General features: G+C 73.0%; 15 protein-coding genes. 7 read left to right on the top strand and 8 right to left on the bottom strand.

The features are described 5' to 3' along the window. Positions 1–10 precede the first annotated feature (10 nt). The gene (locus EYB28_RS00970; protein ID WP_166844087.1) at positions 11–1,048 is read left to right on the top strand and encodes a S66 peptidase family protein; all 1,038 of its coding nucleotides are present in this window, start codon (positions 11–13) and stop codon (positions 1,046–1,048) included. Here the strand turns inward: EYB28_RS00970 and EYB28_RS00965 are convergent. After that, positions 1,029–1,844 (bottom strand): isocitrate lyase/phosphoenolpyruvate mutase family protein, encoded by an 816-nt coding sequence (locus tag EYB28_RS00965; protein WP_166844086.1) that lies wholly within the window; start codon positions 1,842–1,844, stop codon positions 1,029–1,031. The two genes, EYB28_RS00970 and EYB28_RS00965, sit on opposite strands and share 20 nt — an antisense overlap. A 178-nt stretch (positions 1,845–2,022) precedes the next feature. Between EYB28_RS00965 and EYB28_RS00960 the strand changes: the two genes are divergently transcribed. Continuing rightward, complete coding sequence (locus tag EYB28_RS00960; RefSeq protein ID WP_240930324.1) at positions 2,023–2,385, top strand: YidH family protein; 363 nt, start codon at positions 2,023–2,025, stop codon at positions 2,383–2,385. 10 nt (positions 2,386–2,395) lie between these two features. After that, positions 2,396–2,746, top strand: coding sequence for a DUF202 domain-containing protein (locus tag EYB28_RS00955; protein ID WP_166844084.1), 351 nt, complete (start codon positions 2,396–2,398; stop codon positions 2,744–2,746). Positions 2,747–2,825: 79 nt separating this feature from the next. On the opposite strand, the gene EYB28_RS00950 is transcribed toward EYB28_RS00955, so the two are convergent. The 5 genes from EYB28_RS00950 to EYB28_RS00930 form a co-directional block, all read right to left on the bottom strand. Further along, positions 2,826–4,709, bottom strand: a complete 1,884-nt coding sequence (locus tag EYB28_RS00950) for an alkyl/aryl-sulfatase (protein WP_166844082.1) — start codon at positions 4,707–4,709, stop codon at positions 2,826–2,828. Positions 4,710–4,818: 109 nt separating this feature from the next. Further along, positions 4,819–5,247 (bottom strand): antitoxin, encoded by a 429-nt coding sequence (locus EYB28_RS00945; RefSeq protein WP_166844080.1) that lies wholly within the window; start codon positions 5,245–5,247, stop codon positions 4,819–4,821. Beyond that, a complete protein-coding gene (locus tag EYB28_RS20220; RefSeq protein ID WP_166844078.1) occupies positions 5,244–5,705 on the bottom strand; it encodes a helix-turn-helix domain-containing protein in 462 nt (153 codons plus the stop codon). The genes EYB28_RS00945 and EYB28_RS20220 overlap by 4 nt, the downstream gene beginning before the upstream one ends. Positions 5,706–5,754: 49 nt before the next feature. After that, positions 5,755–6,627, bottom strand: a complete 873-nt coding sequence (locus EYB28_RS00935) for a bile acid:sodium symporter (protein ID WP_166844076.1) — start codon at positions 6,625–6,627, stop codon at positions 5,755–5,757. Beyond that, complete coding sequence (locus EYB28_RS00930) at positions 6,624–8,414, bottom strand: SulP family inorganic anion transporter (protein WP_205710806.1); 1,791 nt, start codon at positions 8,412–8,414, stop codon at positions 6,624–6,626. Before EYB28_RS00930 ends, EYB28_RS00935 begins: the two co-directional genes overlap by 4 nt. A 284-nt stretch (positions 8,415–8,698) precedes the next feature. Here EYB28_RS00930 and EYB28_RS00925 point away from each other — a divergent pair, with 284 nt between their 5' ends. Continuing rightward, on the top strand, positions 8,699–17,455 hold the full coding sequence (locus EYB28_RS00925; protein WP_166844074.1) for a DUF5979 domain-containing protein: 8,757 nt from the start codon (positions 8,699–8,701) through the stop codon (positions 17,453–17,455). An 88-nt stretch (positions 17,456–17,543) separates the two neighbouring features. Here EYB28_RS00925 and EYB28_RS00920 read toward each other — a convergent pair whose 3' ends face one another. Continuing rightward, entirely contained in the window at positions 17,544–17,963 is a 420-nt protein-coding gene (locus EYB28_RS00920; protein WP_240930323.1) for a transferase, read from the bottom strand. Between the two features lie 145 nt (positions 17,964–18,108). Here EYB28_RS00920 and EYB28_RS00915 point away from each other — a divergent pair, with 145 nt between their 5' ends. The 3 genes from EYB28_RS00915 (at position 18,109) to EYB28_RS00905 (ending at position 20,896) form a co-directional block, all read left to right on the top strand. Further along, positions 18,109–18,867, top strand: a complete 759-nt coding sequence (locus EYB28_RS00915) for a GH25 family lysozyme (protein ID WP_240930322.1) — start codon at positions 18,109–18,111, stop codon at positions 18,865–18,867. Positions 18,868–18,961: 94 nt separating this feature from the next. Continuing rightward, on the top strand, positions 18,962–20,440 hold the full coding sequence (locus EYB28_RS00910) for a mannitol dehydrogenase family protein (RefSeq protein WP_166844068.1): 1,479 nt from the start codon (positions 18,962–18,964) through the stop codon (positions 20,438–20,440). 45 nt (positions 20,441–20,485) lie between these two features. Further along, entirely contained in the window at positions 20,486–20,896 is a 411-nt protein-coding gene (locus EYB28_RS00905; RefSeq protein WP_166844066.1) for a nitroreductase/quinone reductase family protein, read from the top strand. A 21-nt stretch (positions 20,897–20,917) separates the two neighbouring features. Here the strand turns inward: EYB28_RS00905 and EYB28_RS00900 are convergent, their stop codons facing one another. Next, a complete protein-coding gene (locus EYB28_RS00900; RefSeq protein WP_166844064.1) occupies positions 20,918–21,868 on the bottom strand; it encodes a sugar-binding transcriptional regulator in 951 nt (316 codons plus the stop codon). Positions 21,869–21,921 lie beyond the last annotated feature (53 nt).

Below are 21,921 nucleotides of genomic sequence, written 5' to 3'. Positions count from 1 at the left end.
ATGCGGTGCCATGACGATCCGCTACCCCCGTGCCCTGCGCCCCGGCGACACCGTCGGCGTCACGGCGCCGTCGCTCGGCGTGAACACCCGGCTGCGGGCGCGCCTGGACCACGCCGCCGACGTCGTCCGCGCGAAGGGCTACGACGTCCGCGTCGGGGCGACCACGACGGGGGAGGGGATCGTCAGCGCTCCCGCCGACGTCCGCGCCGCCGAGCTCGCCGGGATGCTCACCGACCCGGCCGTGCGCGCCGTCGTCCCGCCGTGGGGCGGCTCGCTCGCCACCGACCTGCTCGGCCGCCTCGACTGGGACGCGCTGGCCGCCGACCCGACGTGGCTCGTCGGCTACTCCGACATGTCGACCGTGCTGCTGCCGCTCACGCTGCGCACCGGTGTCGCGACCCTCCACGGGCAGAACCTCATGGACACCCCGTACGACGTGCCCGAGGGGCTCCTGGGCTGGTGGGAGGTCGCCGCCGCCGAGCCGGGCGCGACGCTCGCGCAGCGCAGCCCGCGCCGGTACCGCTCCGGCGGCTGGGACGACTACGAGACGCACCCCGAGGCCTCCACCTGGACGCTGGACGCCGCCGGGTCCTGGCTGCGGCTGGACGACGGCGCGGACCCCGGCGAGCCCGTGGAGGTCGCCGGGCGGCTGATCGGCGGGTGCGTGGAGAAGGTCGCGCTGCTCGCCGGCACACCGTTCGGGGACGTGCCGGCCTTCGCGGCCGAGCACGCCCCCGAAGGGCTGGTCGTCTACCTCGACGTCGCCGGGTGGGACGCGGACGACGTCGGTTCCGCCCTGTGGGCGATGCGGCACGCGGGCTGGTTCGACGCCGCGAACGCGGTGCTCGTCAGCCGCACCCACAGCGCCGCCGTCGGCGAGTTCACCGCGCACGACGCCGTCCGCGACGCGCTCGGCGATCTCGGCGTCCCCGTGCTCGGCGACGTCGAGTGCGGGCACGTGCCGCCCTACCTCGCACTGGTCAACGGCGCGCTCGCCCGCGTGCGGCACGACGCGGAGGGTTCGGTGATCACCCAGACGCTGGCCTGAGCGCCGCGTCCCGGACGTCCCGCACCGCCGCCGAGCGCTCGAGGAAGCCGCTGTCACCGGCCAGCAGCCCGCGGGCCGCGGAGACCAGGGCGTCGAGGGCGGTCCAGGCGAGCGCGCCGCCGACGGAGAGCCGTGCGGCACCCGCGTCGGCGAGCTCTGCCGGTGTCGGGCCGCCGGCGACGAGCAGCACGTTGACCGGGCGGTCCAGCTCCCGGCAGACGGTCGCCACGTCGGCCACCGTGCGCAGCCCCGGCGCGAACAGGACGTCCGCCCCGGCCTCCTGGTAGGCCTGCAGCCGGGCGATCGTGTCGGCGAGGTCGTCGTGGCCGTGCAGGTGGTTCTCGCAGCGGGCGGTGAGGACGAGGTCCCCGGACGTCTCGGCCGCGGCGGCGACGCGCTCGACGGCGAGGCCCAGGTCGTAGATCGGTCTCGCGGCGTCGCCGGTGAAGTCCTCGACCGAGCAGCCCGCGAGGCCGGCGTCGCGGACGGCGGCGACCGTGCGCGCGACGTCGTCGGGAGCGTCCGCGAACCCGTTCTCCAGGTCGGCGCTCACGGGCACGCCGACCGCGACGGCCATGGCGGCGGCGTGGTCGAGCGCCTCGTCGCGGGTGACGGCGCCGTCCGGGCGGCCAAGGGTCGCCGCGAACCCGCTGCTCGTCGTCGCGACGGCCGCGAACCCGAGGGTCTCCAGGACCCGGGCCGAGCCGAGGTCCCACGCGTTCGGCAGCAGCAGGGGGTCGCCCGGGCGGTGCAGGGCGAGGAAGTCGGGCGCCGGGGACGTGGGTTCCGTGGACATGCCCGCGACGATAGCGACGAGCCCCGACACCGCCGCCCGGGACGGGTCGGCCGGGCCGATGGCGGCCGCGGACCCCGAGACCCCGGGGCCGCCGTGCCAGGATGGCGCCCGGAGACCCACGCGACGAAGGAGACACGATGCAGCGCGCAGCCCGGCCCGCCCCCTCGGTGGAGGTCCCGTGAGCCGGGAGCGCTTCCCCCGCTGGGTGTACGAGCGGGGGAGCGAGCCCGACCCCCGGTTCTCGCTCGCGAACGAGCGCACGATCCTCGCGTGGATCCGGACGTCGCTCGGGCTCATCGCCGGAGGGACGGCGCTCGAGGCGCTCGACCTGCCGATGGAGCCGGGCCTGCGCCTGGCGTCGGCGATCGTCCTGCTCGTCGCCGGCGCGGTCGTCCCCGTGGTCGCGGCGGTCGAGTGGGCCCGCACCGAGCGCGCGATGCGGGAGGACGGGCCGCTGCCGGGCGCGATCACCGGGGTCGTGCTCGTGGTGACCGTCTCCGTGGTCGGCGTCCTCGTGCTGCTCGCGCTGCTCCTGCGATGAGGCCGCGCCGATGAGCCCGCCGCACAAGCCCGTCGTCGGGCCGGAGCGCGACCCGGGCCTGCAGCCCGAGCGCACGGCGTTGGCATGGCGCCGCACCCTGCTGTCCTTCACCGCGGCGTGCCTGATCGCGATCCAGGTGCTGCCCACCGTCGAGGGGTCGCGCGCCCTCGTGTACGCGGCCGCCGTCGCGCTGGTGCTCACCCCGCCGCTGTGGTGGTTCGCGCGCCACCACGCGCGGCACACGCACCACCACCTGAACCACGACCGCCCCCGGCTGCGGCACGGCCGTCGCATCGCCGTCATCTGCGCCGGCACGAGCCTGCTGGGGCTCGCCGGCCTGGTCCTGATCCTGATCTTCTGACGTCGCCCCCCGATGCCGAGCATGTGGTTCCTCGCGGTGTGCGGCGCCCTACCGCGAGGAACCACATGCTCGGCGGGGGTCAGGGGGTGACGATGGCGAAGTTCTTGTCACCGGGGTCGAGGACGGCGGTGAGCCGGCCGAGGGCCGAGGCATCACCGGTGACCTGGATGCCCGCGGCGGTGAGCGCGGCGGGATCTCCCGCGGCGAGGGCGGGCAGCGACGCGCGCGTGGCCGTGATCGTCGCGTCGGCGTCGCCCTGCTGCGGGGCGGCGCTGTAGGAGAGCACGCCGTTGGCGAGCCACACCCGGTAGCGCTGGTCGGTGTCGGAGACCACGACGTCGATGGCCAGTCGCTCGTCCCACGCCTTCGGGCCGTTCACCTGGATGGCGACGGCGTCGAACAGCATCTCGGGGGAGAGGTTCGCGATGACGTCCGGCGCGTTCGTCTCCGTCGGGGTGCCGAACTGCCCGTCACGCAGCTCGGTGGCGCCCGAGAGGTAGAAGTCGCGCCAGGTGCCGTTCTCGGAGCCGTAGCCGAGCTGTTCGTACGTGTCGGCCAGGAGCTCCCGCGCGGCGGCGTGGTCGGGCTCAGCGAAGACGGCGTGGTTCGCGGCCTCCGCGGCCCAGCGGAAGTCGCCGGCGTCGAACGCCTCGCGAGCGTTCGCGACCAGGGCGTCGACGCCACCCGCCAGCTTGGCGTAGCGCTTCGCCCGCTCCACCGGGGTGTGCTCCCACAGGTGCGCGGGGTTGCCGTCGAACCAGCCGAGATAGCGCTGGTAGATCGCCTTGACGTTGTGGCTGATCGACCCGTAGTAGCCGCGCGCGTTCCACGCGTTCTCCAGCGCCGGCGGGAGCTGGATCTCCTCGGCGATCTCGGGACCCGTGAGGCCCTTGTTCAGCAGGCGCAGGGTCTGGTCGTGCAGGTAGGCGTAGATGTCGCGCTGGTTCTGCAGGTACGCGACCACGCGCTCCTTGCCCCACGTGGGCCAGTGGTGCGACGCGAAGACGACCTCGATGTCGCCCCCGAAGAGGTCGATCGTCTCGGTGAGGTAGTGCGCCCACGCGTGCGGGTCGCGGACGACGGCGCCGCGCAGCGTCAGCAGGTTGTGCAGCGTGTGCGTGGCGTCCTCCGCCGCGCACAGCGCGTGGAAGTCGGGCAGGTGGATGAGCATCTCGGACGGCGCTTCCGTGCCGGGCGCCATCTGGAAGACCATCCGCACACCGTCGACGACCTCCTCGTGCCCGGTCGTCGAGATCGTGTCCGTCGGCGGGATGAACGAGACGACGCCGGTCGAGATGGTCTGGCCGAGACCGGCGCCCACCTGCCCCTGCGGGCCGCGGGCGAGCGCCGCGCCGTACATGTAGGCCGCGCGGCGGTTCATCGCGACGCCCGCGTAGACGTTCTCCGACACGGCGTGCTCGACGAAGCCCTCCGGCGCGAACACCTTCACGCGCCCGGAGTCCACGTCCTCGGCGGAGACGAAGCCCTTCGTGCCGCCGAAGTGGTCGGCGTGCGAGTGGGTGTAGACGATCGCCTTGACGGGGCGGTCGCCCCGGTGCTCGCGGTACAGGGCGAGGGCGGCGGCGCCGGTCTCGTTGGACAGGAGCGTGTCGATGACGACCACGCCCTCGTCGCCCTCGACGAACGTCGTGTTCGACAGGTCCATGCCGCGCACCTGGTAGATGCCGGGAACCACCTCGAAGAGGCCCTGGATCGCGCTGAGCTGCGACTGCCGCCACAGGCTCGGGTTCACCGTGTCCGGGGCATCACCGTCGAGGAAGGCGTACGTGTCGTTGTCCCAGACGACCTCCCCGGCGTCGTTCGTGACGGCGTTCGGGGTGCGGCGGGCGACGAGTCCGCGGGTGGCGTCGTCGAAGTCCTGGGTGTCGGAGAAGGGCAGGCTCTCGCGCAGCGCCTGCTGCTGGGCGGTGATGGTCGGGGTGACCGGCTTCGGTGTCGACATAGCGCCACGATGGCACCGCTCCCGCGCAGGCGCGCGGCGAGCGAGGAAGCCCTCTCCGGTCGGCGCGGCGCTGCCCGTCGCGCCGTCGAAACCACGGCGCGGTTCGGCGTCAGAGGCTGTTCGCAGCGCGGACCTTCGCGATGAACGCCGGCATGTGCTGTGTGGCGGTGACCCAGAACGTGTCCTCGTCCATCGTCGCGTATCCCACGTGCGCCGCGATGTTCCGGGTGTGGGCGATGCCGCGCCGCTCCACCTCCGTCGCCGATTCCAGCAGAGGCGCGAAGGTCTTCTCGTCCTCGAACAGGGCGGCCAGCCGGAGGACTGCCACCGTGGCACGGTCGAAGGACTCCGATCCCTCGGCGAAGGAGTCCCGCCCGCGCATCTCGACGTGCTGCAGCCGTCGCTCGATCTTGTCGAGTTCCGCGGCGAGCTGCTCGCGGGCGGAGGGTCGGGCGGGTCCCGTCGCCCCGTCGCTGCGAGGCCGGGGCGTGAACGGGCCCGGACGTGCGGGTCGCCGCCCCGTGGAGTCGCCGGTCACAGCGGGACGGCCTCGTCGTGGATACGGTCCGGTATACCCGGCCGGTCCACCACCACGTCGACGTCGAAGCCCAGCAGCTCCTCGGCGTACGACCGGAACGCGCCGACCGCGAACGGCTCCTGCTCGTCGGTCAGGTCGACGAGCAGGTCGACGTCGGACGTGTGGTGGTCCGTACCGCGAGCCACCGATCCGAACACCCGGATGTTGACGACGCCCAGCCGAGCACCGAGGGCGATGAGCTCGTCCCGGAAGAGCGCCACCGGCAGCGAAGGACGGTAGTCGACGGCCGCGAGGATGTCGTCGAGGGTCCGCTGAGACACGGATCGGGTTCCGGACTCGATCGCCGCGACGTTCGGCTGGCGGATCCCGACGGCCTTGGCCAGAGCGCGTTGGGTCAGGCCGGCGTCCTTTCGTGCGGCCTTGAGGATTCGTGGAGCGTGCTCCGTGCGCGTGGTCACGAGGCTGATGATATCAGCGTTGATATCCGTGTCGCGTGATCGATCCGCCTCACGTTCGTGCGCCCGCGGACTCCCCGGCCGACGCACCGTCCCGCTTGCCCAGCTCCGCCGCGACGAGCAGCAGGACGGCGGTGAGCAGCAGCGACGCGACCATGACCGTCACGAGCACCTCGGGGGTGTCCACGAAGCTGGTGCCGGCGATGAGCAGCGCGGCGGACAGGTTGCGCTGCGCGGTGCCGAGCGACGTCACCGCGCGCTGGGCGCGCCCCGACCCGCCGAGCAACCAGCCCACGGCGAGCAGCACGACGGTGAGCAGCACGGTGGCCAGCAGGACGCCCGTGCCGACCTGGTCCCAGATCGCCGGGAGGCCCACCAGCACGGCGGCGCCGATGCCCAGCGCGAGCGCCGTCGTCGACACGCGGTTGAGGATCGGGGCGAGGCTCGCCGACCCGGGGTAGCGGGCCCGCACGGCCAGCGCGACGGCGAGCGGCAGCAGCATGAGCAGCAGCAGCGGGCGGGCGATGTCCCACGCGCTCACGGTGACGCCGTCGACCAGCAGCGGCAGCACGAGCGGCACGTAGGCGACGGTGACGACCATGAGCAGCACCATGAGGCCCACCGCGTAGGCGACCTCGCCGTGCGCGAGCTGCGCCAGCTTCGGCAGGAACGGCGCGCCGGCGGCGACGCCGAGCAGCAGCAGCCCCAGCGTCTGCGCGTCGCTCAGCCCGAACAGGGCGGCGATCCCCCAGGCCGCGGCGGGCGCGACGACGAAGCTGTGGACCAGGCCGAGCAGCACGAGCCGCACGTCCCTCAGCGGGGCGAGGACCTGCCCGACGGTCAGCGACAGACCGAGGCCGACCATCGAGGTGAGCACGAAGGTGAGGATCGCGACCTGCGCGATCCCGGTGAGGACGTCGGTCATGGCGTCTCCTGGCCGCGGGGGCCGGGATCGTCGTCAGGGGGGTCAGGGGGGTCAGGGGGTCGCGACGGCGACGGGCGGGACGCGGACCGCGCGGTGCGGCGCCGTTCGGCAAGGTCGTACGCCCGGCGCACGGACGCGACGACGCCGTCGGCGTCCCCGATCACCGAGTCGGCCAGGCGGCCGCTGACGCCGCCGGTCTCGAAGCGGCGCCGCAGGTCGTCCGGCACCCCGCAGACCACCACCTCCACCCCGTGGTCGTGCCACCGGTCCAGCAGGCGGTCGAGCGACTTGAGGAACGTCGTCGACGGGATGCCGGCCGTGCCGCGCAGCGAGATCACCAGCCCGGCGTCGTGGGTGCGGGCGGTGTGCGGCCACTCCTCCTCGAGCCGGTTGACCTCCGCGAAGAACCCCGTTCCCACGTAGTGCAGCACGGTGGTGCGCCCGCTCGGCAGGTCGGCAGGAGCGTCGGCGACGCGCAGGTCGCCGTCGTCGGTGGGCACGAGCTCGACGAGGCGGCCGCGCCGCGCCGCCTGCACCGCGAAGAGCACGATCGACAGGCCCGCGCCGAGGAAGATCGCCTGCTGCAGCGGGAGCTGGGTCGTCGCCGCGAACGTCACGACCATCGCCGCGGCGGACAGCCACGACGTGCGCACCACCAGCACGATGTCCGACCAGCGCCCGACGACGAGCTCGCCGCCGATCACGAGCAGCAGGCCCCCGATCACCGGCATGGGGATGGCGCCGGCCAGCGGGCCCAGGGCGAGCACGAGGACGATCAGCCACGCGCCCGCGAAGATGCCCGCCCAGCGGGTCTGCGCGCCGCCGCTCGTCGCGACGCCCGTGCGCGAGAGGGACCCGCCGGTGGGCAGGGCGCCGAAGAACCCGCCGGCGACGTTCGCGAGGCCCTGGGCGGTGAAGTCCTTCGACACGTTCGTCCGGGAGCCGTCGGGGTTCGGCACCGCCGCGCCGATGCCGGCCGCCTGCGCCAGCGCGATGAGCGCGATCGCCAGGCCGCCCGAGGTGAGCTCGGGCAGCGCGCCGACGTCGGGCAGCGTGACCGGCGGCAGGGAGCGCGGGATGGCGGCGATGTCGCTCACCCGCTCGACGTCGACGCCGAAGGCCGCGACGATCGCGGTGACGACGACGAGGGCGGTGAGCGTCGCCGTCTTGCGCAGGCGCGGCACGACGCTCAGCGCCGCCCAGGCGGCGACCGTGGCACCGGCGACGGCCACGGTGGGGGCGTCCCAGGCGCCGACGTGCGCCACCGCCTCGACGAGCTTGCCGACGGTGTTGCCCGACTCCGGCTCGTACCCGGTCGCGTCCTTCACGACGCCCGCGACGATCTGCACGGCGATGCCCGCCGTGAACCCCGTCATGACCGCCGTCGAGACGAACGACATCACCGAGCCGAGCCGCAGGACGCCGAGCAGCACCATCCACAGGCCCACCATCACGGTGAGCGCCGCGACCGAGCCCAGGTCGCCAGGGTCCAGGCCGGCGTCCGTGAGGACGCTCTTCGCGGACAGCGCGATGGCGCTGGTGAGCGTCGTGACCATGAGGACCGTGCGGGAGAAGAACGACCCGATGATCGTCGGCACCGCACCCGACCACAGGCCCAGCGGGGCCGCGAAGCCGCCGACGGTCGCGTACGCCATGCCCTCCGGGATGGAGAAGAGGCCGGTGACGAAGCCCGAGACGACGTCACGCGGCGTCGGTCGCGGCAGGCGCCGGTGGGGTGCGGGCTCCTCGTCGCCCGACCGGGCGTCGGCCGTCGTCACGTCGCTCACTCGTGCGGTCCCTTCGTCGTCGCGGCCGGGCACCACGCACACTGCCGCACCGGGAGTCGCCCCGCGACCGGTCCGTCCGACTCGTGACGATCGCCGCCTCGGCGCGCCAAGTACGGAGATGTCTGGCACGTTCGGAGGGGATGTCCGCGCGCGACGGGGCGCGCAGATCGTCGCACTGACGTGGGGGAGGGGCACTGATGGTGGAAGGTCGCAGGTCAGCGCGCCGGGGCACCCGAGGGGGCGGCCGGCACCGCGGGCCGGGACGCTTCCGGCGGGCGTGGTCGGTGCTGGGCGCGGCCGCGCTCGCGCTGCCGATGGTCATGGTGCCGGCGACGACGGCCTCGGCGGCCGACTGGCAGATCCAGAAGGCGGAGATCAGCTCCGGCCCCTACCAGCCGGGTCAGAACGTGCAGTGGGTCGTCACGGTCTCCTGCTCGGACCCGAACGCCGACCCGTGCGCGCCCGTGACGATGACGGACCCCCTCCCCGACGAGCTCGAGCTCGTCAGCGCCGTGATCCAGAGCACCGGCGCCGGGACGCAGAACCCCGCCGTGGACGCGAACACGGACACCGACACCGTCACGTTCACCGCGGACAACCTGAACAACGGGCAGCAGGCGCAGGTCCTCATCACCGCCCAGGTGCCCGAGGACGCCCCGTACAGCGACGACGGCACCACCTACACCAACACCGCGACCGTCGTCTCGGACAACGCCGCCGAGGCGTCGACGTCGGACGACATCGACATCGTCGTCCCGCTGGTCCTCGACTCGCAGACGACCAAGACCATCGACCCCGAGGGTGCGATCGCGAGCCCGGGCACGCCCGCGACGATGACGATCGGCAGCACCAACACGTCCAACGACCCCGTGGACACCATGGTGATCACCGAGCCCACCGAGGGCACGGACCCGAACCCGTTCACCTATCTCGGCTTCACGGGCTGGGGCGACGTGTCGTGGCCGGCCGGCGCCACCCAGGCGGACGTGACGTTCACCTGCGCGGACGGCTCGACGCCGACGATCACCTCGACCGACGCCGACACGCTGCCCGGGCCGCCAGGCGGCTGCGAGGTCGAGGGCTTCACGGTCGAGTTCAGCGGCGCCATCGAGAGCGGCGCGTCGGCCTCGATCCCCGTCGAGGTCGAGCAGACCGACGCGGTCACGGAGCTCACCGAGGTGACCACGGTGGCCAACGAGACCTCGTCGTACGTCACTCACGCGGACGCCGACCCGTCCGACCCGACCACGGCCGACGACACCTACGTCATCACGCCGCCGAACAACGCGGTGACGGCCAGCAAGTCGTTCGACCCGGACATGGTGAGCGCGGGATCCCCGACGACGGTCACCATCGGTGCCACCAACGACGGCGACCCGACCACCAGCCTGTCGATCACGGAGCCGTCGCCGGGCACGGACAGCCCGTTCGAGGGCGACGACCCCTTGACGTTCACCGGCTGGGGCACCGCCGGCGACCCCGGCGTGGTCCAGTGGCCGGCGGGCGCCGATGCCGCGAGCGTCACGTACACCTGCGCGGACGGCTCGACGCCCGAGGTCGCCGCCGAGGCGCCGGACACCCTGCCCGACCCGCCGGGCGGGTGCGACGTCGTCGGGTTCACCGTCACGTTCACCGGCGACATCGCCACCGGTGCCGAGGCGTCGCTGCCGTTCCAGGCGGGCACCGACCCCGACCAGGACGAGGACGACGTCCTGCACCCGAACGAGATCACGGCGGACATCCCGAACGCGTCGGGTACCGCGGAGGACACGCTCGAGACGCTCACCGACCGGCTCGCGACGGACACCACCAAGTCGATCTCGCCGTCGGAGATCCCGGCGCTCCCGGGCCAGACCGTCGTCGTCGGCCTCCCGACGGAGCTGCTGCCGTTCGGCGAGGAGGGGTCCACCACCAACGCGGACCAGCTCGTGGTCCAGGACCCGACGGACCCGAGCGACCCGGGGGCGTTCTGGGACAGCTTCACCGCCTCGTCGGTGCGGTCCACCGAGGTGCCGGCGGGCACCGCGCTGACGATCAACTACTGGGACGGCTCGGAGTGGGTGGAGGCTCCCGACTGCGGCAGCCCAGTCCAGGGCGCGGCGACGGTCAACTGCTCGCTGCCGGACGGCGCCGAGGGGGTCCAGTTCGTCTACGACGACACGTCGGGCAGCGGGATCCCGCCGGGCACGAGCGTGTCCCCGAACTTCGTCGCCGCGTACACCGGCCCGGAGGACGCCGACGACCCGATCGAGAACTGCGGCGCGTCGAGCGCGTCGAGCGGGTCGGTCGCCCCGACCGACCCGGCCGAGGGGTGCGCCACCGTCGACCCGTTCCCCGTGCCGACGAACCCGGGCGACCTCAACTTCATCGCCAAGGAGTTCCTCGCGCCCGACGGCCAGTCCGGCACCCCGTACACCGTGCGTGCCCGCACGCAGGACGAGATCACCGCGCAGATCACCTGGTCCACCAATGGTTTCGAGAACGTGGACCCGATGGTGATCAGCGACGTCGCGGACCCCGTCGCCGCCGACGACCCGGCGATCGCGGACTCGTACTACGACGCGTTCGACCTCGTCGAGGTCGCGGTCGACGACCCGCTGCTGCAGTACGACCAGATCGAGAGCGTCGAGCTGTACATCGACGGCGCCTGGGTCGAGGCCTCGGGCGATCCCTGCCCTTGCGACGGGGCGTTCCCCGGGTACACGCTGACGGCCGACGAGCAGGAGGGCGCGACGTCGGTGCGCCTGACCTACACCGAGTCGCCGTCGCGCGCCGAGTTCCCGGCCGATCCGACCGAGCCCGCCGCGGGCGAGGGCGTGGCCCGGTCCACGCAGTCGGCCGGACGGCACGTCGACCTGACGTTCCGGCTCCGCGACGACCGCCGCAGCGGCGGCCCGGCGCTCGGCCGCGAGCAGGGCGAGATGTACAACACGGGCGACCCCGGCCTGGTGAACGACACCGCCCGCGGCACGGCCACGTTCACCCCGCCGGACGGCAGCGAGCCGGTCATCCGCACCGACACCGCCGACGACGACGTGCTCATCATCGACGAGCCCATCAACGTCGGGATCACGAAGGAGTGGACCGGGGGACCGCTGTCGGTGCCGCCGGAGGGGACGCCGGACTCCGCGTACCCGTCGACGCACGCCGTCATCACTGCCACCAACAACTCCGTGGCCCGCGTGGACCAGCTGCGGATCACCGAGCCGTCGTCACCGGGCGACATCGACCCGGTGCTGGACCCGGGGACGTCGCCGTTCGACGTGTTCGACGTGACCCACATCGACATCACGCCGCCCGAGGGTGCGACCGGGACGGTCGTGATCGTCCACGAGGCGGACGGGAACCTCTTCCCCACGAGCGAGGCGGGGGTCGAGAGTCTCACGGCTGCCGAGCTCGCGGACGTGGTCGGCGTGGACGTGCAGTTCAACGGCCGGGTCGTCTCACAGGGCGAGGGTGTGCTCGACCTCACGCTGCGGCTCCGGGAGCTCGACAGGTACACCGGGGAGCGGATCACGGTCGACCCGTACTCACCCGTGCCCAACAGCGCCGGCGCCCAGGTCTCCGACCCCGGCGGGACGACGGAGAGCACGCCCGAGGCGTGGGACGGCGCGGACATGGAGCTCCAGGACGCGGCGATCTCCATGAACCAGACCAAGTCGTTCGACCCGGCGACCATCGTCGAACCCGGTTCCGACGCCGAGGCGAACCCCACGTCGACGCTGACCATCACCGGTCAGCCCACCGGCCCGTCGCGGGCCGTCGAGATGACGCTCACCGACGTCGACGGCAGCTTCTGGAACCAGTACGACCTGCTCGGCCTCGACGCCTCCACGCTGACGGCGCCGATCGACCGGGTGCAGGTGGACGCCTGCACCGGCGGCACCTACGAGGAGGCGAGCGACACGTTCGCCGGCTGCACCTGGACCGACGGCACGCCGTCCACCACGTTCGCGCTGCCCGACGGCGTGGACCCCGCCGCCGTCGTCGGCCTGCGATTCACCTTCACCCGTGCCGACGGGGCGATCTGGGAGAACCCGGCCAACCCGACCCAGGCGGTGAACCTCGAGGTGCGGGTGCGCGACACGCTGCGCTCCGACCCCGGGACCCCGGTGGCGAGCGACCTCGCGCAGAACGACCCCGCGCCCGGCGAGGACGCCCCGGGGGTGGCGACGAACGACGTGACCTCGACGGTCACCGGTGCCGACCTCGTCTTCAACCCGGACGACCCGGAGAATCCGACGCCTGTGACGAGCGACGCCGCCGCGTCGGGGACGATCGTCTACCAGCACACCGAGAACGGCGTGGAGGTCGTCAAGGACTTCGCCGGCGTCCCGTCCGGGGGCACGCAGGAGCCGAGCGCCGCGTTCCCCATGAGCATCGCCGTGACGAACACCGGGAACCGGCCGATCTACGACCTCGACGTCATCGACGACCCGATGCCCACGGACGACGACGGGCCGCAGCTGCGGCTCGCCCCGGACGCCGACCCGCAGTTCTCCTACGCGCTGTCCGGCGCCGCCCCGGACCCGGCGAACGGTGACCCGTTGCCGACCACGGATGCCGGCACCGAGGGCGACGTGGTCGTCGACCGGTCCGGCGACCTCGCGGGCCTGGAGTTCACGTTCCCCGAGGGCAGCGTGCTCGAGGTGGGCCAGACGTACACGATCACCGTCATGGTGCAGTTCCGCGTGGGGCTGCCGGCCAACACCCTCGTCGAGAACACGGTGGGAGTGACCGGTGACCGTCCGTGGGACGACTGCGCGCAGCGCCTGGACGACGAGACCGGGCAGTGCCAGGCCGACGCCGACGTCACCCCCATCCCCGCGGCGACGCTCGCCCAGTCCAAGTTCGTCAAGGCGACCGACGACGACCAGCTGGAGGTCTTCCCTGCCCCGGAGGCTGGTGTGGACCCGGACACGGAGTGCACCCCGAACGCGGCCGGGTTCTACGCCTACCCGTGCACGCCGGTGATCGAGCCCGGCCACGACGAGACGTGGCGGATCCGGGTGGACAACGTCGGCAACCTGCCGATCACCAAGGTGGTCGTCTACGACCGGCTGCCTACGCCAGGGGACACGGCGTCCGACCCGCGGTCGTCGTCGGAGCGCGGGTCGCAGTGGACGCCGATCCCGGACCCCGCGAACCCGCCGGAGCTTGTCAACGCGCCCCCGAGCGCACGGACGACGTTCTACTACACGTTGGTCGACGACTTCTGCGCGGACGACCTCGCCGACCCGCTCGGTGAGCCGGTGTGCTCCGACGACCCGGAGACGGGGGGCTGGGCGGAGCTCACCACCGACCTCGACGACGCGACCTTCGCGCGGATCACCGCCATCAAGGCCGTCGTCGACATGAGCATCGAGACCCCGTTCCGGCCGGGGCAGTTCATCGCCCTGGACGGCACGACGACCACCCCGCCGGAGGCGCCCGACGCGGGCGACCGTTCCATCGCCTGGAACTCAGCCGCCGTCAACGGGGTCGGCGTCGCGCCGAACGGCCAGACGTTCAACATGGTGTCCACCGAGGGCACCAAGGTCGGAGTGGCGGCGGCGACGGGCCCGCTGGAGGTCGACAAGCTCGTCACGGGCGACGGTGCCGAGCAGTACGCGCCCGACTCGTTCGAGGTCCAGGTGCAGTGCACCTCCGCGGTGGGCACGTGGGTGGAGACCGAGCTCGACCCCATCACCGTGACGGTGACGCCCGGCGAGCCGACCGTCGTACCCAACCTGCCGTACGGCGCGGAGTGCACCCTCACCGAGGACGCGTCCGTGAACGGTCAGACGAGCTTCACGGTGACACCGGAGACCGTCGTCGTCCCCGACGACGAGACGGACCCCGCGCAGATCGAGATCACCAACGAGTACGACCTCGGCAGCCTGGAGCTGGCCAAGACCGTCGAGAGCAACGCCGTCGACCAGGACGGGAACCCGGTCACCTACGGCCCGTTCGAGGCCACCGTGGAGTGCACGTTCCTCGGTGAGGAGGTGTTCGCCGACGGCTACGACGCCGGGAACCCGATGGTCGTGGAGCTCGCCGCCGACGGCACGCCGGTGACCCTGACGGGGCTGCCGGTGAACGCCGAGTGCGCCGTCACCGAGACGGGCACCGGGGGAGCGGCGTCGACCACCGTCACGGTGACGCAGCCCGGCGAGGACCCCGTCACCACGGACGGCACGTCCGCCGACGTCGTGGTCGTGCCCGACGAGGACGGCACGGCGGCGACCGAGATCGGGCTGACCAACGTCTTCGACGTCGGCGCGATCCACCTGCTCAAGGAGATCGCCGGAGACGGCGGCGAGGCCTTCGGCGACGGGCCGTTCGAGTTCGCGATCCAGTGCACGCTGGACGACGACGGCGACGGGCCGGGCGAGCCGCGGACCGTGTACGACGGCACGGTGACGCTCACGGACGACGCCCTCGAGGCGACCGTCGAGAACCTCCCGGCGGGCGCCGTCTGCGACATCACCGAGACGGACACCTCCGGGGCCCAGAGCACGGTGATCGACCCCAACCCGGTGACCGTGGGCGCCGACGAGACGGCCGAGGTCACCGCGACCAACACGTACGACCTCGGCTCCGTCGTGGTCGACAAGGTGGTCACCGGCGACGCCGCGGACTTCGGCACCGGACCGTTCGAGGTCACCCTGGAGTGCACCTATGAGGACGAGCCGGTCGACATCCCCGGCGGCGCGGTGCGCGAGCTCACCCCGGGAGAGCCGGTCACGTACGACGGGCTGCCGGTCGGCGCGGACTGCGTCGTCACGGAGACGGGCGACGGAGGCGCCACCTCGACGACGGTCTCCACGACCGTCGACGGAGGTGAGCCCGGCCAGGTGGTCGTCGGTGAGGACCCCGGCGAGGTCACCGTGACGAACACGTTCGACGCCGGGTCGATCACCGTGGACAAGGCCGTGGACGGCGCCGGCGCCGCGTTCGCGCAGGGGCCGTACGAGGTCACTCTCGCGTGCACGTTCGACGGCGACGACATCGAGATCCCCGGCGGCGCGACGCGCGAGATCACCGACGGCGGGAGCGTCACCTACGACGGCCTGCCGATCGGCGCCGAGTGCGCCGTCACCGAGAGCGACCCGAACCAGGCGACGTCGGTGTCGATCGAGCCCGAGAGCGTGACGGTCGGGGGCGACGACGGCATCGAGACGACCGTCGAGGTGGACGTCACCAACACCTACGACGTCGGCGGGTTCACCGTCGAGAAGGTCGTCGAGGGCGACGGGGCCGGCTTCGGCACCGGGCCGTTCGAGGTCTCCGCGGCATGCACCTTCGAGGGTGCCGACGTCGAGATCCCCGGCGGGGCGACCCGCACGATCGAACCGGGCGCCAGCGTCATCTACGTCGGGCTGCCCGTCGGGGCCGACTGCGTGGTCACCGAGACCGACGACTTCGGCGCCACCGACGTGGAGGTCTCCACGGCGGTCGACGGCGGCGAGCCGGGCGAGGTGATCGTGCCCGCCACGGGCACCGGCCCGGTCACGGTCACAGTGACGAACACCTACGACGTCGGCTCCATCGAAGTCGACAAGGAGCTCGAGGGCCTCGGGTCGGTCGTCTACCGGCCGGGGCCGTTCGAGGCCACCGTGGAGTGCACGTTCCCCGGCGGTCCCGACGGTGAGCCGATCGAGATCCCCGGCGGGGCGACGCGGCAGTTCATGCCGGACGACCCGGCGGTCTACGACGGTCTGCCGGTCGGCGCCGAGTGCACCGTCACGGAGACGGACGACTTCGGGGCGACGGAGACCACGATGACGGTCGAGGGCGGCGAGCCCGTCGAGGGCACGTCCGCGGAGGTCGTCGTCCCGCCGAATGACGGCGGTGACCCGGCGACCGTGACCGTCACGGCGACCAACACGTTCCGGACCAGCCCGCTGCTGGTCCGCAAGACGGTCGACGGCGACGGTGCGGGCTTCGCGCCCGACATGCCGGAGCCGCCGTACACGGTCGACTCGCTCGACGAGATCCCGTACGAGGTCACCCTCGAGTGCACCTTCGACGGCCAGGAGATCCCGATCCCCGGTGGGGCGACCCGCAAGTTCGGGCCTGGCTTCCCCGCGGCGTACTTCGCGCTGCCGGACGGCGCGGAGTGCGTCGTGACGGAGACCGACGACGGCGGCGCCACGTCGCTGACGGTCGAGCCCGGGACGGTCACGATCGCCGAGGACGAGCAGGCCGTCGTGGACGTCACCAACACCTACGACCTGGGCGGGTTCACCGTCGAGAAGGTCGTCGACGGTGAGGGTGCCCAGTACGGCACCGGACCGTACGAGGTGTCCGCGGAGTGCATCTTCCAGGGCGAGCCGATCGACATGGAGGCCGAGGGCATCGGCGGGGCGACCCGCACGGTGGCGCCGGGCGAGCCCGCCGTGTACGAGGGCCTGCCGGTCGGTGCGGACTGCGTCGTCACCGAGACCGACGCGGGCGGCGCGACGTCGTCCACGATCTCGACGACGGTGGACGGCGGCGAACCGGGGCAGGTCGTGGTGCCGACGGCCGACGCGGATCCCGCGACCGTGACGGTCACCAACACGTTCGACGTCGGCGCCGTCGTGGTCGACAAGGAGGTCGTGTTCGAGGGTGTCGCGTACGAGACGGGCCCGTTCGAGGTGACCCTGGCGTGCACGTTCTCCGGCGAGCCGATCGACGTGCCGGGCGGCGCGACCCGCGAGATTGCCGCGGGCGGCACGGTCACCTACGACGGGCTGCCGGTCGGCGCGGAGTGCGTGGTCGCCGAGACTGACGACGGCGGCGCCGTCGCCTCGACCGTCTCGACGGCGGTGGACGGCGGCGAGCCGGGTGAGGTGGTCGTGCCGGCGGCGGGCGCCGACGCGGTGACCGTCACGGTGACGAACACGTTCCCGACGGAGCCGCCCGCCCCGCCGGCGCCTCCGGCGCCGGGTCCTGACGACGGCGGCTTCCTGCCGACGACGGGTGCCGGGCTGATCGGCCTGCTCGTGGTCGTGGCGGCCGTGCTGCTCATCGGGGGAGGGCTGCTGTACCGCTTCGGCACGCGCCGTTCGCGCTGACCGACCCTGGGCTGTGGGTACGACGATGGCGTGAGATCCGACGGATCTCACGCCATCGTCGTACCCACAGCAGCGGGTGGCGGTGGGATCAGGCGGCCGTGCCGAAGTCGCGCCGGCGGCGCGAGCAGCGCACGACCGTGCCCTCGGGCACGATCTGGTCGGGCAGGACGACCGCGTCCGGCTCGACGCGGATGTCGCCGCCCAGCCGGGCGTTGTGCCCGATCCGGGCGCGGTCGCCGACGACGCCGCGCACGCCGAGGTGCACGTCGCGGTCGACCTTCGCCTCGGCGCCCACCACGGCGTCCTCGTCGATCCAGCTGAACCGGCCGACGCGGGCACGCGCCTCGACGCGGGCTCCGGCCTCGACGTAGGCGCCGGCCTCGACGGTGGCGTCGGGGTGGACGTGCGCGTAGGGGGAGACGTAGCCCTCACCGTTGTCGTGCCGGACGTACCGCGTGACGTTGCCCGCGTTGTCCTCGATCTCGACCTTCCGGGGGATGCGTCGCACTGTGCTCCTTGCTCCTTCGGTGCAGGATTCCAATGACATAACGTATCGGCCCGGGCTGAGATTCCCGGGACCTGCTCGCGAAGCGGACAGCGCCGTCCCGAAGCGCGGCTGGCCTCGCGCGCCCACGATCCGGGAAGATCGGTGGGTGAGCGACGAGAGGGCGGGACGCCGCCGGCTGTGGTGGGGTCTCGGGATCGGCGCCGGGGCGTTCGTGCTGGTGCTGGCGCTGCTGGCCGCCCTGGTGCTCACCGGGGTGCTGTGGCCGAACCGACTGTCGGCGTCCCGGTTCGACGTACGCGGCGTCGACGTCTCCGCGTACCAGGGCGAGATCGACTGGCCGACGCTCGCGTCCCAGGACCTCGACTTCGCCTTCGTCAAGGCGACCGAGGGATCGAGCCACGTGGACGAGCGCTTCGAGGCCAACTGGTCCGGGGCGCGCGACACCCACCTGCTCGTCGGCGCGTACCACTTCCTCAGCTTCGAGAGCCCGGGGGAGCGGCAGGCGGCGCACGTCGCCGACACCGTCCCCGCCGCGGCGGGGACCCTGCCGCCCGTCGTCGACCTGGAGCTCTACGGCGGGTTCCTGGACGCGCCGCCCGACCGGGACGACGTCCGCGCCATCCTCGACCCGCTGCTGGCCGACCTCGAGGAGCACTACGGGGCGCCGCCGATCATCTACACGACGCAGCAGATGCGCGACGACTACCTCGGCGGCGACTACGACGCGTACCCGCTGTGGATCCGCTCCGTGGCGAGCAGCCCCGACCTGCCCCGCCGCGCGTGGGACTTCTGGCAGTACTCCGACCGCGACCACCTGGACGGGTACGACGGCGAGGAGGAGCACATCGACATGAACGTCTTCGACGGCACGCTCGACGACCTGCGGGCGGTGACTCTGCGCTGACCGGCACCGGCAACACCCATGCTCATATGTGATAGGTGGGACGCTCAGGTGTTACGGTGGTGCGGACGTCGACCCACCGAGCGAGGACGCACCCATGACCGCACTCAACGCCGAGACCGTGGCCTCCCTGGCCCGCGACGACCTGGCCGTGCCCACGTACGACCGCTCGCGCCTGCGGGCGGGGATCGTGCACGTCGGGGTGGGCGGCTTCCACCGCGCCCACCAGGCGATGTACCTGGACCGGCTCATGAACGAGGGCGAGGCGCTGGACTGGGCGATCTGCGGCGTCGGGGTGCTGCCGCAGGACGCGCGGATGCGCGACGCGCTGCTCTCCCAGGACGGCATGTACACGCTGGTGCTCAAGCACCCGGACGGCACCCTCGAGGGGCGGGTGATCGGGTCGGTCGTGGACTACCTGCTGGCTCCCGACGACCCCGAGGCCGTCGTCGAGCGGATGGCCGCGCCGGAGACGCGCATCGTCTCGCTCACGGTCACGGAGGGCGGTTATCACGTCAACCCGGTGACGGGGGAGTTCGACGACGCCGACCCCGCCGTCCGCGCGGACCTCGCGGACGGCGCCGTGCCGGCCACCACGTTCGGGCTGGTCACCGAGGCGCTGCGCCGGCGCCGCGACCGCGGGGTCACGCCGTTCACCGTCGCGAGCTGCGACAACATCCAGGGCAACGGCGACGTGGCGCAGCGCATGTTCACCGCGTTCGCGCGGCTCAAGGACCCGGAGCTGGCCGCCTGGATCACCGAGCACGTGCCCTTCCCGAACTCGATGGTCGACCGCATCACGCCCGTGACCACCGACGAGGACCGGGCGATGGTCGCCGAGCGCTTCGGAGTCGACGACGCGTGGCCCGTCGTCGCCGAGCCGTTCACGCAGTGGGTGATCGAGGACCGCTTCGCCGACGGTCGCCCGCCCTACGAGGACGCCGGGGCGCAGCTGGTCGACGACGTCGAGCCCTACGAGCTGATGAAGCTCCGCCTGCTCAACGCGAGCCACCAGGCGCTGTGCTACCTCGGCTACCTCGCCGGCTACCGGTACGCGCACGAGGTGTGCTCCGACCCGACGTTCGTGCGGTTCCTGCGTGACTACATGGCCCGCGAGGGGGCCCCGACGCTGCTGCCCGTGCCGGGCGTGGACCTCGAGGAGTACCAGACGACCCTGATCGAGCGGTTCGCCAACCCGCACGTGCGGGACACCCTCGCCCGGCTGTGCGCCGAGTCGTCCGACCGCATCCCGAAGTGGCTCGTCCCGGTGATCCGGGCGAACCTCGCCGCGGGCGGCGACATCGAGCGGTCGGCCGCCGTCGTCGCCGCCTGGGCGCGCTACGCCGAGGGCGTCGACGAGCAGGGGGAACCGATCACCGTCGTGGACCGGCTCGCGGACCGGGTGCGGGCGGCCGCCGCGCGCCAGTCCGACGACCCGCTCGCGTTCCTGCGCGACGAGGAGCTGTTCGGCGACCTGGCCGGCCAGCCGCGGTTCGTCGAGGCGTACACCGCCGCGCTCGACTCCCTGCACGCGCGCGGCGCGCGTGCCACGGTGGAGGGGCTCGTCGCCGGCTGACGCGGGCCCGGGCACAAAACGGTCGCTCGGGGTGTTGCGGGCGGTATGACGGACTGGAACCAGAAGATCATCGACGAGTTCCGCGACAACGGCGGCTCGGTCGCCACCATGGGCTTCGGCCGGGGGCTGGTGCTCCTGCGCCACCGCGGCGCGAGGACGGGGACCGTCCGGGTGTCCCCGGTCGTGGCCATCCGTGAGACGGACGACGCCTGGCTCGTCGCCGCGTCCGCGGCGGGCTCCGACAAGAACCCGGACTGGTACCACAACCTGCTCGCGCACCCCGACGTCGCCATCGAGACCCCCGACGACGGCGAGGTGGAGGTCCGCGCGCAGGACCTGCCGCGCCCGGAGCGCGACGCCGCCTGGGAGCGGTTCAAGGCCATGTCGGACGGGTTCGCCGGCTACGAGCGCAAGACGTCGCGGGTGATCCCGGTGGTGCGGCTGACGCGCCGCTGAGCAGCGCCGAGCCGGCGCTGCTCAGGCCGGGTCGTCGTCCGGGAGCAGCCGCTCCAGCTCGTCGGCCGCCGCCTCGTCGCACACGACGGTCGTGGCGATCCCGCCGGCCACCGCGGCGCGCAGGCCGGGCGCCGCGTCCCGGCCGTACCCCGTCGTGATCACCTCCGGGGTGCGAACGAGCTGGTCGAAGGTCACGCCGACGACGCGGGCGTCGAGCGGGGTGACGACGCGCTTCCCGTCGGCGTCGAACAGCCGCCCGGAGCACTCCGCGACCGCGCCGGCGTCGTCGGCCGCACGCCTCTCGTCGCCCGTGACCTGCGGGAACACCGTGGAGCCGCTCGCGGTCCACGCGCCGACGGCGACCACGGCGACGTCCAGGCCGTCCGCCCGGTCGAGCGCGGCGGCGATCTCCGGCTGCCGGCGCATCCCCGCGGCCGTGCCGGGGTCGGCGACCAGCAGCGGCGACCACACCGGCCAGGTGCGGACCCCCGGCATCCGGCGGAAGGCCTGCACGATGTCGAGCGAGTCGCCGGCGCCGTCCACGGGCAGCGCGCCGACGAGCTGCACCACCTCGCACGGCGGGAGCGGGTCGAGGTGCCGCACCGCCAGCTCGATCGTGCGTGACCACGAGACGCCGAGCGTCGCGCCCTCCCGGGCGTGCGCGGCGATGACGGCGGCGAGCCTGCGGGCCAGCGCGTCGCGGGTCGCCGCCACGTCGGGCCCGGAGCCGGCGACGACGACCTCGCGCGCGCCGAGCCGCGCGGCGAGCCGGGCCGCCCGATCGGTGTCGAGGTGCGGCGGCGGGGCGATCTCGATGCGCACGACCCCGCTCTCCCGCGCCTCGGCGAGGAGCCGCGCCACCTGGAACCGCGAGATGCCGTGACGGTCGGCGATGTCCACCTTGGAGCGGTTGTCGAGGTAGTAGTCGCGGCTCACCTCGACCAGGATCCTGGCGTGCTCGACGTCGGTCACGGGTGCCTCGATTCGCTGGTGGTCACGACGCCCAGGGTGTCGATCTGAGCGCC

It is taken from the genome of Isoptericola sp. BMS4, from assembly GCF_011634835.1.
Lineage (GTDB): Bacteria > Actinomycetota > Actinomycetes > Actinomycetales > Cellulomonadaceae > Isoptericola.
This window is presented reverse-complemented; position numbering and strand designations above follow the sequence as displayed.

Excerpts from the sequence above, each read along its gene's own strand:
- EYB28_RS00970 (WP_166844087.1), top strand. The coding sequence starts at position 11 with ATGACGATCCGCTACCCCCGTGCCCTGCGCCCCGGCGACACCGTCGGC.
- EYB28_RS00965 (WP_166844086.1), bottom strand. The coding sequence starts at position 1,844 with ATGTCCACGGAACCCACGTCCCCGGCGCCCGACTTCCTCGCCCTGCAC.
- EYB28_RS00955 (WP_166844084.1), top strand. The coding sequence starts at position 2,396 with ATGAGCCCGCCGCACAAGCCCGTCGTCGGGCCGGAGCGCGACCCGGGC.
- EYB28_RS00950 (WP_166844082.1), bottom strand. The coding sequence starts at position 4,709 with ATGTCGACACCGAAGCCGGTCACCCCGACCATCACCGCCCAGCAGCAG.
- EYB28_RS00935 (WP_166844076.1), bottom strand. The coding sequence starts at position 6,627 with ATGACCGACGTCCTCACCGGGATCGCGCAGGTCGCGATCCTCACCTTC.
- EYB28_RS00910 (WP_166844068.1), top strand. The coding sequence starts at position 18,962 with ATGACCGCACTCAACGCCGAGACCGTGGCCTCCCTGGCCCGCGACGAC.
- EYB28_RS00905 (WP_166844066.1), top strand. The coding sequence starts at position 20,486 with ATGACGGACTGGAACCAGAAGATCATCGACGAGTTCCGCGACAACGGC.